This is a genomic window from Algoriphagus sp. AGSA1 (assembly GCF_021390545.1).
Taxonomy (GTDB): domain Bacteria; phylum Bacteroidota; class Bacteroidia; order Cytophagales; family Cyclobacteriaceae; genus Algoriphagus.
The window spans coordinates 75,950-89,164 of record NZ_JAJUWR010000001.1; the positions used below are offsets into that span (position 1 = coordinate 75,950).

General features: G+C 43.5%; 8 protein-coding genes. 3 read left to right on the top strand and 5 right to left on the bottom strand.

Annotation, left to right across the window (positions count from 1 at the left end; genetic code table 11):
* Nucleotides 1–44 precede the first annotated feature (44 nt).
* The 4 genes from LZF95_RS00265 to LZF95_RS00280 form a co-directional block, all read right to left on the bottom strand.
* Nucleotides 45–1,028 (bottom strand): M28 family peptidase, encoded by a 984-nt coding sequence (locus tag LZF95_RS00265; protein ID WP_233752910.1) that lies wholly within the window; start codon nt 1,026–1,028, stop codon nt 45–47.
* The gene (cysS, locus tag LZF95_RS00270; protein WP_233752911.1) at nt 1,018–2,508 is read right to left on the bottom strand and encodes a cysteine--tRNA ligase; all 1,491 of its coding nucleotides are present in this window, start codon (nt 2,506–2,508) and stop codon (nt 1,018–1,020) included. The genes LZF95_RS00265 and cysS overlap by 11 nt, the downstream gene beginning before the upstream one ends.
* 615 nt (nt 2,509–3,123) lie before the next feature.
* Nucleotides 3,124–4,650, bottom strand: a complete 1,527-nt coding sequence (purH, locus tag LZF95_RS00275) for a bifunctional phosphoribosylaminoimidazolecarboxamide formyltransferase/IMP cyclohydrolase (protein ID WP_233752912.1) — start codon at nt 4,648–4,650, stop codon at nt 3,124–3,126.
* Between the two features lie 337 nt (nt 4,651–4,987).
* A complete protein-coding gene (locus tag LZF95_RS00280; RefSeq protein WP_233752913.1) occupies nt 4,988–5,302 on the bottom strand; it encodes a hypothetical protein in 315 nt (104 codons plus the stop codon).
* A gap of 82 nt (nt 5,303–5,384) precedes the next feature.
* Here LZF95_RS00280 and LZF95_RS00285 point away from each other — a divergent pair, with 82 nt between their 5' ends.
* Entirely contained in the window at nt 5,385–5,927 is a 543-nt protein-coding gene (locus LZF95_RS00285; RefSeq protein WP_233752914.1) for a hypothetical protein, read from the top strand.
* Nucleotides 5,928–6,125: 198 nt separating this feature from the next.
* Here LZF95_RS00285 and LZF95_RS00290 read toward each other — a convergent pair whose 3' ends face one another.
* Nucleotides 6,126–7,337 (bottom strand): glycoside hydrolase family 18 protein, encoded by a 1,212-nt coding sequence (locus tag LZF95_RS00290; protein ID WP_233752915.1) that lies wholly within the window; start codon nt 7,335–7,337, stop codon nt 6,126–6,128.
* Between the two features lie 826 nt (nt 7,338–8,163).
* Between LZF95_RS00290 and LZF95_RS00295 the strand changes: the two genes are divergently transcribed.
* Nucleotides 8,164–11,349, top strand: coding sequence for a TonB-dependent receptor (locus LZF95_RS00295; protein WP_233752916.1), 3,186 nt, complete (start codon nt 8,164–8,166; stop codon nt 11,347–11,349).
* Between the two features lie 12 nt (nt 11,350–11,361).
* Nucleotides 11,362–13,209: a RagB/SusD family nutrient uptake outer membrane protein gene (locus LZF95_RS00300; protein WP_233752917.1), complete on the top strand. Its 1,848-nt coding sequence runs from the start codon at nt 11,362–11,364 to the stop codon at nt 13,207–13,209.
* Nucleotides 13,210–13,215: the final 6 nt, after the last annotated feature.

A 13,215-nucleotide genomic window follows, 5' to 3' on the forward strand; every position in this document is an offset into this window, starting at 1 on the left:
AAAACCCTCCTGATAGGACGATTCTAATATGGGAAGATAAGCTTTTACTCTTGGTAAACCGTAAATAAAACGGTTTCTCCTACAGCTTGCAAAGTTCGGCGGTCTATGATGTCCATATTATCAGCGTGTTTGTGATGATATTGGCCAAAGCCATAGTCCGGGGAAAACTCGATGATGTCTATCATCGGGATTTTTGCATATTCATTTACAAAAAGATGATCATCCATGATTTCGGGTGAATCTTTGTAGATGAAAAAATCTCCCTGTCCGATTTGGGCAGCATTGTCCCAGACTTTCTTCAAGATGCCCGAGGCGTATTTCCGGGAATAACCTTCTCTATGAAATCTTGCCCCTTTGGCCCCTACCAGATCGACCAAAATCCCGTAGTAGGCGGAATAGTTAGGCTTGTGCTTATTCTGGGACCAGTGCTGCGAGCCTAGACACCACCAGAAGTCCTGTTCCCGGTTTCTTGTTTGGGAGCCTTCTGGCTCCCCATCATCTTCCCCGTCAAATAAGATGATATCTATGCCCACGTCAGGTTTGAGCTCCTGGGTGCCTATCACCCGTGCGATCTCCAAAAGGACACCCACTCCGCTGCCTCCGTCATTCGCGCCGTCTATGGGTTCATCGATTCGCTCAGTATCCTTGTCGGCTATTCTGCGGGTATCATAGTGTGCGGCCAAGAGTATTCTTTTGCTTGCCTCAGGATTGTAGGAGGCAATGATATTACTCAGGTTCCAGGTAAGTCCATCGTATGTTTTTGCCTCGAAATCCTGCGTTTCTACCGCAAATCCATAGCTTTCAAACTTTGATATAAGCCAGTTTTTCGTTGCTTTATGTGCCTCGGTTCCCGGTACCCTGGGGCCAAAATCCACCTGTTTCTGCACAAACGCGTAAGCCGAATCAGGGCTGAAAGCTGGATAAGGTTTTATGGTTTTTTGTACTGTTTGTGTCTCGTTGGATTCTTCAGATCCTCCACATGCCCAGACGAATGCCAACAGGGCAATAATCCATATTCTATTCTTCATATGCCCAGTCGATTTTGTCTTTCATATCTTTTACGACGAAACCCAATGCTTTTAATCCTGCCCTGATCTCGTCCACTTTTGAATACTCCCTGGCGGTTTTTGCCTCAGAATACAGTTGCAGCAGTAAATTTAACATCTCATTTTGAGTATCTGACTTTTCCTCGATCAAACCTAAAATATCCGAGACAAATATGCCGAATGTCTCAATCAATTTATGGAAAATGGCCTCACCAAAGACGGAAGGGGGTAATTGCCCCGTGTACATGGAATTGATTTTCTTCAGCAAGTTGAATACATGGCCGATAGCCTGCGCCGTGTTGAAGTCATCGTCCATAGCCCTGTAAGCATTGGCGATGATCTGTTCCACCTGCTTGATTTGCTCTTCGTCCTGTGCTGCATCATTTGCCTCGAACTTCAATAACTTGGAAATTCTCAGACCATTGATCAGTTTTTTATATCCTTTCTGCGCCGCTTGAAGTGCTTCATTGGAAAAATCCAGTGTAGAGCGGTAATGTGCCGTAAGGATGAAATACCGGATCGTCATTGGACTGTAGGCCTGATCCAGAAGTTTATGGTCTCCTGTGAAAAGCTCTTGCAAGTTGATGAAATTACCCAGTGACTTCCCCATCTTCTGCCCGTTGATGGTGATCATATTATTGTGCATCCAGTATTTGGCCGGATCCTGATGGTTGCATGCGTTTCCCTGAGCGATTTCGCATTCGTGATGGGGGAAAAGTAGATCCATTCCACCTCCGTGTATATCAAATTGCTTGCCCAGATACTTGGCACTCATGGCTGTACATTCCAGATGCCAGCCAGGAAATCCAACTCCCCACGGGGAATCCCACTTCATCAAATGTTCCGGTGAAGCGTTTTTCCAAAGTGCAAAATCTACCGGATTTCGCTTTTCATCCTGTCCGTCCAGCGAACGGCTTCCGCTCATCAGATTTTCCAAATCTCTACCCGAAAGCTTTCCGTAGTTACTGGTTTCGTTGTATTTCAACACATCGAAATAGACAGAGCCGTTGACTTCATACCCCAAACCTTCCTTCAAGATGGCTTCTACCAAAGCAATCTGCTCAGGAATATGACCTGTGGCGCGTGGTTCTATGCTCGGTTTCCACGTATTCAAGAGTGCCATGTCTCTATGGTAGCTGTCCGTATATTGCTGGGCCACTTCCATTGGTTCCAGCTGTTCCAGCTTGGCTTTTTTGGCGATTTTATCCTCTCCTTCATCGGCATCTCCTTGCAGGTGTCCCACATCGGTGATGTTGCGTACATAGCGGACTTTATAGCCTAAGTGCGTCAGGTATCGGTTTACCGTGTCGAAAGTGATGGCCGGTCGTGCATGGCCCAGGTGGGCATCTCCGTACACTGTGGGGCCACAGACATACATGCCTACGAAAGGCGGGTTTATGGGTTGAAATTCCTCTTTCTGGCGGGAAAGTGTATTGTAAAGTTTGAGATTATGCGATTTCATAGAATGTATGAAGTACTGGGTACAAGGTACCAAGTACGGAATAAATCCGGTTTTGATTCAGATTGCAAAATAGGGGATTCGGACGGGGAAATGAAAGGGAATAATAATATCCTTAGAGTTGTTTGTTCGCCTAAGGGGAAGCTTTCATTTTGAAGAGCCCAGTTGATTGAATAGATTGGGACGGAAGTGCTATTGCTTCACCTTTTTTCTATCTGGATTTTGACGATTGCCCCAGAACGAAATGATTTCTATTTGATGATCGCTTACTTCATAAAAAATAAGATAAAATTTGAAAGGAATAACCCTGGTGAAGTCAACCTGCCTAATTGCTCATTTTCAACGAGTGTGTCAACTGATTTTTCGATCTCATCAAGTAATTTCAAGCTGTAAATTGACAAATTTGAACTTCTAGCATTAATTAAAAAAGCATACGTGCAGTTAAGCGAATACATATAGATAAAAAGACCTTCGAAAACTTATGTTCCGAAGGTCTTGAATCTTATCCTTTGAGGTTTAAGAAACCTCGAAGGATTTATTTTTTATGCGAGCGAAACCTTCGAGGAGATTTCTCCTTCGTAACTCAGTCAAAATGACGCCTCAAAGGTTGCTACTTTCTTAATGCTTAAAGTGTCTCACACCTGTCATCACCATAGCGATGCCGTTAGCGTCGCAATAATCTATGCTTAGCTGATCTTTGATAGATCCTCCCGGCTGTACTACCGCTGTGATCCCTGCCTTGTGGGCGATCTCCACGCAGTCCGGAAATGGGAAGAATGCATCTGAAGCCATTACAGCTCCGTTCAAGTCAAATCCAAATGCCTTTGCTTTTTCGATCGCCTGTAGCAAGGCATCCACACGGGAAGTCTGGCCTACACCGCTGGAGAATAACTGGCTCTCATTGGAGAGGATAATGGTGTTTGACTTGGTATGTTTGCAGATTTTTGCCGCGAAGACCAACGCGTCTTTTTCGGCTTCAGTTGGAGCTTTTTTAGTTGCTACGGTGAAGTCAGCTTTTGTTTCTGTAGCCAAGTCTTTGTCTTGCTCTATCACACCGTTCAGCAAGGTCTTGATCATCTTGGTGCCTGGAAGACCCATTTTTTGCTTAAGTAAAATCCTGTTTTTCTTGCCTTTCAATACTTCCAAAGCATCTTCTGTGAAATCCGGTGCGATCAACACTTCAAAAAACAAGGAATGCATTTCCTCAGCAGCTTCTTTATCTACAGTTTGGTTGGTGACCAAAACACCACCGAAAGCAGATGTTGTATCAGCCTCGAAGGCTTTTTGATACGCCTCTTTTACTGTAGAAGCCAAAGCCACTCCGCAGGCATTGGTATGTTTCAGGATTGCAAAAGCTGTTTCGCCTTTGAATTCCGCGATCAGGTTCACAGCGGCATCCACATCTACCAGGTTATTGTAGGAAAGTTCTTTTCCGTTCAACTGGTCAAAAAGATCATCCATATTTCCGTAGAAATGGGCATTTTGGTGCGGGTTTTCTCCGTAGCGAAGTGCCTTGGCTTTGGTCTCAGAAACTTTCAGTGCAGGAATGTTTTCTTCTCTATTGAAGTAGTTGAAAATATGCGTGTCGTAGTTGGAGGACACTTGAAATGCCTGAGCTGCAAAATAACGGCGATCCGCAAGCGTGGTAGCCCCATCTTGGGCACTTAGCCTTCCTTCCAGTTCAGTGTATTGGTCTTTGGATGCGATGATGGTCACGTCTTTGAAATTCTTGGCCGCTGCACGGATCAAAGAAATTCCTCCGATATCGATTTTCTCAATAATATCAGCTTCAGAAGCTCCGGAAGCCACAGTCTCTTCAAATGGGTACAAGTCCACGATCACCAGATCGATTGCCGGAATATCGTATTCTCCTGCTTGAGAGACATCTCCTTCGTTGTCTCTTCTGAAGAGGATGCCTCCAAAAATTTTTGGATGAAGTGTTTTTACCCGGCCTCCGAAGATAGAAGGGTAGCTGGTCAACTCTTCCACTGGGATTACTTCTGCCCCTTGCCCTTCGATAAATTTCTGGGTGCCACCTGTTGAGTAGATTTTCACACCATGTTTTTTCAGAAGGGCGATGATAGGTTCGAGGTTGTCTTTATAATAGACAGAGATCAGGGCAGATTGAATTTTTTTTGTAGCCATTGGGCAATGGATTTGTTTGATTTCTTTAAGGAAAGCTTAGTCCGCTCCAGCGGAATGCAAAGGTAGGAAAAAAGGTCGAAAAGGGGGAAGCTTCCAAAAATGAGAATTTGAACGGAATTTACAGGATCAAGACAACCCAAAGTGAGGAGTTTGTCGCCGGAAAACCTTCCTAAAATCTCTATGCTGCTTTATATAATATATATGGTTAGGGCACGCTGGTTACTCCAGTGGGGAATATCCCAAACACTTTGCGCATCAAGGAAAATTATACCTGCGTTTTGAGCTGCCCTATCAATGATGTAATGACAATAGAAATGTGCCATTGGGTCAACAAAGACTATGAAGGTGGAGTACTGGCTAAGTTCATGTTGAGTGCCAGTAATCTTCCACGGGATGTAGGGAGCACATTGTTTGACTTTATGGATACGAATCCTACTTGGGATCGGGTTGCAGAGCCTACGGGAATCTCCGCAAAGGTGAACAGGGCATCACGAAAGAATACCAAGTTGAGATCAAAGGCAGAGGGTCCGCTAATTTCAAGCTGAGGGATATTAATACCCGCTTCAAAATCAAACCTCGGTGAGGCAAGTGGTAAGTTTACCGATGTGCCATTTTCGGCCTTGAAATTGTAACAGGATTTTTTCAAATCCATCGAGACAGATTGGAAAAGCTATTAAATTGCAATGAAATTAAATTTATTATGAAATTTTGAATACTTAACTAAATTTTACACTATGAAAAAGACAATTTTTGTGATTTTGGCCGTTTTTGCGGCGACTGTTGCTTATGCGCAACAACCCTTTCAAGAAGGGACTACTATGGCGAATCTCGGCATAGGAGTAGGCACCAATCTGGGCGGTCTTGGCAATGCCCGACCGGCAATCAGTATTGCTGTGGATCATGGTTTTTGGGATGTGGGTGGTCCCGGAGTGATCAGTTTGGGAGGCTATCTGGGTAATACGGGCTATAGGTACAACGGAATGGGCTATACTTCCAAGTGGAATTATATGGTGATAGGTGTACGGGGAGCGTATCATTACAACGGATTTTCCTCTGTGCCTGAATTGGATCTTTATGGAGGTCTCATGCTGGCCTACAATATTGTCAACTATTCCTATGATGGGAGTGGAACCCCGGTTGCGAACAGCTATGGAAGTGGTCTAGGATTGACGGGCTTTGTAGGGGCGCGCTACTTCTTTACAGATAATTTTGGCGCATTTGCCGAACTTGGCTATGGAGTATCTGCTTTAAATGTAGGCGTGACATTCAAGTTTTAACTTAGTGGTCCTGCTGGGAAATTCGAAATATTTATCACAGCGGAAAAATATACTAGGTGTTGCAATATTGAGAGGCAGGGGGTCAAAAGAGCCCCCTGCCTCTAAATTGTTGGAATCAAATATCAATTCGGATAAATTTTTTAACCTAGGTCAGTTAGGAAGTTGAAATGTGAGGGTGAAAAGTGCTAGAATAACTACCTATTTCTTTTGTGAAGATTTATAGATAGCATGCAGTAAACTGCCATCTTCCTTGGTATCATTGCCCAATTCCCAGAACATAATGCCTCCCAGGCCTTTTTCCATCGTGTACCTGGTTTTCAGTGCTACTGAGACCGTATCGTCGTAGGATACGAAAAGACTATCCGTGGCATTATACATATAAGGTGCTTTGGCCTGCTCATCCCAGTAGCGTCGGTATCTTCCGTCCGATTCATACTTATCCCGGATCTGGCTGTAAGCCATCCAGCCTATGTGTAGGCCGTTACTCAGCTGATAAAGTCCGTTGTTAGCCGGAGGGACTCCCTTCCAGACTCTGCCATAGAAGGCACTTCCTATTACGATCTGTTTAGGATTTACTCCTTCCTGAATCAAAAAATCGACAATTTTTTCCGCAGAGCGTGGATCTGGGTCTAGGTTTTCTCCACTTTTATATAAACTGTCCAAATGGAGCTGGAAGGGAGTTCCCAGTATATCCGTACCCTTCACATCACCCAGTGGCGTATGATGTCCTGTATATATAGATACCCCTGATACTTGGTCATAGGTCATCACATTGGTATAGTCTGCATATTTCATTACCTCATTTAATTCTATGAAATCATAGTAACGTTTCCATCCGGCAGAAGCAAAGGTTAAAATTTTCGGAGAATCAAATTTGTTCAACATCTCCCGTAGTCCTTTCATCAGTGCGGTAAAGTTCTTGGTGTCTTCCGGACGTGCCATGGTGCCCGCCCCTGATATACCTGGGTATTCCCAGTCCATGTCCATTCCATCAAGCCCGTATTTGTTGATGAACGCCGAAGCGCTTTTGATGAATCTTGACCGACTTTCTTCAGTGAGCGCCATATCTGAGAATCCGTCAGCTCCCCATCCACCACATGCGATCATGACCTTCAGATTGGGATTTCTGTCTTTTTGCCTGACAAGTGCCTCTAGCTTAGGCCCTGCTGTGGCTTCGTCTCTGAATTTCATCTCTCCTCCGATCACATGGGTGAAAGAGTAAATGATATGGGTCAGTTGCTCCACAGGGATACTCTCAGGCTGGTAATCCCGCTCAGCTACATAATAAGCCATGATGACAGGGGCAGGGGCAGTGATCGTTGATGCTTTGCCAGATTGCTCGGCACTTGGAGAAGTACAGCTCAGAAGCAGAATCAACAGGAAATAATATGAAGAGTGGATAGTTTTCAAGATATAGGGTGGTTGGATACTTGTGTGAATAATTTTAATAAGTCTAAGTTACTTGATTTAAAATATCTTCAAATATACCTTGATGATTTTAATTTCCTCAGTTTTGGCTTTGGGTAAATCTATAGCGCTACTCTTGTTGAGGTTCCAGCTTTGAGGTGAAAAAAAGGATGTGCGACTTTTGCACAGGGATCCGTATATCGGTAATCAATGAATGGGTTTTTGCTGTTTTGTTTCCTAACAGAGCGTACTGTTTTTGATGGGTATAGCTTAACAGTTTCTTTAAAAATACTTTGGAAAAGACGATTTGGTCAAGAAACAGTATTTATTCGATTTAATACAGTTTGTTTTTACAATACTAAAGGATGAATTTTATAGTGTTGCTGTTTTAGTGAATAACTATACCAAAAGTCTGTGCGATAAGTTTGAAATAACTATATAAATAGGTTTATTATTCTTTCGAAATGACTATCTTCTGTTTGGGAATAGTAAAATGGCATACCTGTATCGTACTTGTTGTATTGTAAGTTACAGATTATAAATTAACAAAACCCGATGAGCCAATGAATTACAAAGACCTCTTCTATCTCGTCCGAGATCCGTCACCTTGCTGAAATATAATACAAGCAGGAATGTATCGGTTAGGATTATGTGAATAATCTACTGACATACAATGTGATGTAAAATTTACAGCTTTTGAATAGCTTGGGATTTATTTGTCTAAAATAGATCTCCTGAAATGCTATTGTCTATATGGTACTTACATAATTTATGTAGGGTGGAACACTATTGTGTATAATATAAATTTTCAATCAAACCCATAATAAGTATGAAATGTAATTCTTTACAAAAGAATGCCTTTATAATCTGCATGGTGTTTTCCTTGAATTTTTCTTTTTTATCTGTCTCTTTTGCACGTACTGATAGTCATGTGTCTGAGAGTATAGAGAAGCGGGAAATAGAGGTGACAGGCACTGTGTTGGATGCTGAAGGTTTACCCTTACCGGGGGTTTCCGTGATTGTCAAAGGTTCGACAACCGGAGTAGCAACGGATCTGGATGGCAGGTACTCGCTGTCGGTACCTGGTCCGGAAAGTGTCTTGGTGTTTTCCTTTATAGGATTCAACACCCAGGAAATTGTAGTAGGCAACCAAACCAGCATCAACATTACCTTGACCGAAAACCTGGCCAACTTGGATGAGGTACTTGTAGTGGGATATGGGGTGCAAAAAAGAGGGACTGTTACAGGTGCGGTAGGGGAGATCAAGTCGGATGATCTGATCAGGACACCGGCGGTAACTACATCTGGGGCCCTGGTAGGTAAAATCCAAGGAGTGACCGCCAGACAGACAGATGCGCGTCCAGGAGGGACCACTACCTTGCAGATCAGAAATATGGGCACGCCCTTATTTGTGATTGATGGGATACCTTCTGATGCGGCTCAGTTCAACAACCTAGGGCAGTCTGATATAGAAAGCATCAGTGTTCTGAAGGATGGTTCTGCAGCTATTTACGGTATGCGGGCTTCCAATGGGGTGGTGTTGGTGACTACCAAGAAAGGTAAGGCCAACCAAAAACCTGAAATCAATATTTCCGGATACTATGGATTACAGGACTTTACACGTTATCCCCGTCCGGCAAATGCTTTTCAGCATGTGCGCGCCAACGCAGAATCAGAAGTGAATATGGGGGGATCACCGACTATTTCTCCTGAAGACTTAGGGAGATGGGAACAAGGCACAGAAAAGGGCTTTCAGAGCTTTGATTATTATGATTTTATCATGAAGCCCAATGTTCCACAGGCTTCCATCAATGCCAGTGCAGTAGGTGGGTCGGAAAATACCAAATACTTCTTTTCCCTTTCTCACTTGGATCAGGATGCCTTGATTGAGGATTATCTTTTCCAGCGAACCAATTTCCAGTCGAATATTGACATGACGCTGGCCCATGGCCTGACCGTGGGGACCCAGCTCAGCGGCCGTTTGGAAAACAGAGAGCAAGTAGGGGTACCTGGATTGGATGATTACTTCAATCCCTTCCTGAGTATTTTTACCATGTGGCCTACCGAGCGGCCTTATGCCAATGATAATCCGAATTATGTGAACGGGGATGTACACAACATTAACGTAAACCCAGCCACTTATACTAAGGAAATCACTGGGTATATTGATGAAGTTCATAGATCAATCAAAGCTAATTTCTATGCTCAATATGAATTTGATTTTGGGCTCTCCATGAAAGGAACCTATTCCTACAACTTCACCAATTTCGATTTTGATGGATTTGAATATACCTATGACGGGTATATCTATAATGAGGACACAGGAGAATATGAGACCCGACCCGAATGGGGAAATCAAAACCCATGGAGAGAAAGAAGGAAGCGTAATACAATAGATGAGGTGGCCCAGTTTCAGATAAATTATGGGAAAAACTGGGGAGATCATTACGTATCGGCAATAGCTGCCTATGAGCGATGGAGCAATAATTACCATCACATGGTGGTACATACAGTACCTCCTAATAATTATATCCCGATCATGTCCTTTGCAGACCAGGATCTATTGATAGATGAAATCTATCAGGAAGCTAGAGAAGGATATCTCGCAAAAATCAATTACAACTATAAGGAGAAATACCTACTGGAGGTTTTTGGGAGATACGACGGGACTTTCTTATTTGATGAAGAGAACAGGTATGGGTTTTTCCCGGGAGTTTCCGCTGGATGGCAAATCTCTGAAGAGGGTTTCATGGAAGGTGTAAAAGGTAAGGTGCTAAGTGGACTAAAGCTGAGAGGATCCTACGGACAAACAGGCAGCGATAGATTTATTGGCAACAATGAATTTATAGTTGCTCCATTTAGCTATTTTTCGGGATATAATTTCATCCCTACAGGTGGAGGAAGCGCCATTCTAGATGGTTCCTTCGTACCGGGTGTTGATCCGCGAGGTCTCCCAGTCACTAATCTATCCTGGATAGTGAATACCAACATCAACTTTGGCGTGGATTCTTATTTCTTTAATAATAAGCTGTTTATACAAGGGGATATTTTTGAGCGAAGAAGAACCGGGCTTCCTGTCGGTAGATATGATGTACTCCTGCCAACGGAAGTAGGATATACTTTGCCTTCAGAAAATCTGGAATCAGATGCGCATAGAGGGATAGAGGGTATTATTACCTATTCGGGACAAGCTGGTGCGGTAAATTTTACACTAAGTGCCAATGGTACAATTTCCAGACTGAAAACGATAGAAAGATATAAGCCTAGATTTGGTAATTCCTGGAATGAGTATAGAAATGACCAAGAAGGTCGTTGGGCCAATATCAACTGGGGGTACCAAGTTGACGGAAGGTTTGAAAGCCAGGAGCAAATCGATAATTATCCGGTAAATATAGATGGGCAGGGCAATAGAAATCTGCTTCCTGGAGATTTCATTTACAAGGATGTGAATGGTGACGGAGTCATTAATGGGATGGATGAAAGACCGATAGGATATGCTCAGGGAGCCAACCCATATATGAGCTTTGGCTTCAACGGCTCGGCAAACTATAAGGGGTTTGATCTGTATTTCAGCTTTGCAGGAGCATCCATGCAGACCTTTACAAGAGATTGGGAGCTGAGATATCCTTTCCAGAACAATGGTACATCTCCTGATTTCATGTTTGAAGACAGGTGGCACCGGGAAGATCTGTATAATGCTGATAGTGATTGGGTTCCTGGTACTTATCCTGCGATCAGAAGAGCAGGAGCTGATCACCTTTACCGCCACAATACTTTCTGGCTGACTAATGTGAAGTACATGAGATTGCGGAACCTGGAACTTGGATACAGATTGCAGCCTACCGTATTGGACAAAATCGGGGTATCCTCCTTGCGGGTGTATGCCTCAGGCACCAATCTTTTTTCGATCGACAATGTAAAGGAATTCGGGATAGATCCTGAAATCGGATCTGCCAATGGATTGGTTTATCCTCAGCAGCGCTTGATCACTTTTGGTTTTAATATCACCCTATAAATGAATACTGGTATGAAAATATTCAAAAAATATGTCTTAGGGTTGACACTATTAACTGTGCTTTCAACCTCCTGCGACCCCGACTACCTGGAGTTGCAGCCGCCAAATATCCTGCTTGATGATCAGGTATGGAATGATACCAAACTGATAACCGGAGTACTTTCCAATTATTACGATAGACTCCCCGCACATACCAGTCTGACTGGAGGATGGGCTGACTTTGCTGCCTACGATGAAGCGATGTGGTCAGGATACTCTGGCAACGATGGGCTTAATAACATTGTCACTTATAATTTTAACAGGTGGCAATTGTGGGATTATGGGCTGATTAGAGACATCAATTTATCCATCAATAAATTGAATACCGTGTCGGAACTTAATGAGAATCAAAAGACACAGTTTCTAAGTGAGCTTCGATTCATCCGTGCCTATGTGTATTTCGAGCATGTGAAGCGTATGGGTGGTGTCCCGATCATTACCGAAGAATTGATCTATGATTTTTCAGGTGATCCGACTTACCTGCAGTATCCTAGAAACACGGAAGCTGAGGTGTATGATTTTGTAATCTCTGAAATGGAGGAAGTCATGCCATCTTTAGGAAACGAAAGCAGCAACACCCGTGCTAATCGCTTTACAGCGCTGGCAGTGGTAAGTAGAGCCGCTCTCTATGCAGGATCACTTGCCAAGTATAATGGAGCTATGAGCTCTCCGATACAATTACCCGGAGGTGAAGTAGGAATAGATCCAGCCAGGGCAAATGATTATTATACCAAATCTCTCCAGGCTTCCAGAACTATTCTGGAAGAGGGAGGATACGATTTGTATAAGTCTAATCCTGATTTAGGTGAAAATTTCTATGAAGCAGTAATTACCAAAACAGGAAACCCGGAAGTGATCTGGGCTCAGGATTTCCTTCTAGCTGCTGATAAGCGACACGGGTTTACTTATGACAATATAGCCAGGTCTGTACGTGAGGACAACTTAGGCTCTTCAGCGATTACGCCAGGTCTTAATCTTGTGGAGGATTTCCAATACTTAGATGGAAGCTCCGGGGAACTTAAGACCCGTACTCCAGACGGTTCGGATTATATCTATTACGATGAGGTAGATGACATCTTTGAGAATAAAGATGCCCGACTATACGGTACAGTGATCTATCCGGGAGCTTCGTTTAGAGGACAGGAGATTTTTATGCAAGCAGGTGTAATGGTCTGGAATGGGAGCAGTTATGATCAGATCGAATCAGATAATCTTGCTACAGAATATACAGATGGAGGAGTTCTGGTGGCACCGGGTGGGCCGCATCGCTCTATTCAGGAAGTATCTAATACCGGCTTTTATCTTAGAAAGTATGTGGATAATGCTGTAGGAGCCAGTACAAGGGGAATCCGGAGTGAAGTTTGGTGGGTGAGATTCAGATTAGGAGAAATCTACCTGAATGCTGCAGAAGCTGCTTTTGAATTAGGAGAAGCCGATGCTGTGGATTACATCAATGCTCTTAGAGAAAGAGCAGGCTTTGGGGCAAATAGCCTTAGCAGCTTGACCATGGAGGATATCATGCAAGAGCGCAGAGTAGAGCTTGCTTTTGAGGACCATGTAGTATGGGATTACAAAAGATGGAGAATTGCCCATGAGAAATGGTCTGGTAATCCAAACAATCCGGAAAGCATGATTTACAGCCTTTATCCTTACAGGGTAGTACGACCAGGCGATCCTCGGGATGGCAAGTATGTATTTGTCCGGTCTGTTGCTTCCAGATTCCGCGCACCGAGATTCTTCCAGTTGGGAAATTATTATTCCCTGATTGGCCAGAATATCATAGACGCCAATCCAAAAATTGTAAGAAACCCATTCCATTAAACCGGA

Coding starts and splice junctions, on each gene's coding strand:
- cysS (WP_233752911.1), bottom strand. CDS start 2,508: ATGAAATCGCATAATCTCAAACTTTACAATACACTTTCCCGCCAGAAA.
- LZF95_RS00265 (WP_233752910.1), bottom strand. CDS start 1,028: ATGAAGAATAGAATATGGATTATTGCCCTGTTGGCATTCGTCTGGGCA.
- LZF95_RS00280 (WP_233752913.1), bottom strand. CDS start 5,302: ATGGATTTGAAAAAATCCTGTTACAATTTCAAGGCCGAAAATGGCACA.
- purH (WP_233752912.1), bottom strand. CDS start 4,650: ATGGCTACAAAAAAAATTCAATCTGCCCTGATCTCTGTCTATTATAAA.
- LZF95_RS00295 (WP_233752916.1), top strand. CDS start 8,164: ATGAAATGTAATTCTTTACAAAAGAATGCCTTTATAATCTGCATGGTG.
- LZF95_RS00300 (WP_233752917.1), top strand. CDS start 11,362: ATGAAAATATTCAAAAAATATGTCTTAGGGTTGACACTATTAACTGTG.
- LZF95_RS00285 (WP_233752914.1), top strand. CDS start 5,385: ATGAAAAAGACAATTTTTGTGATTTTGGCCGTTTTTGCGGCGACTGTT.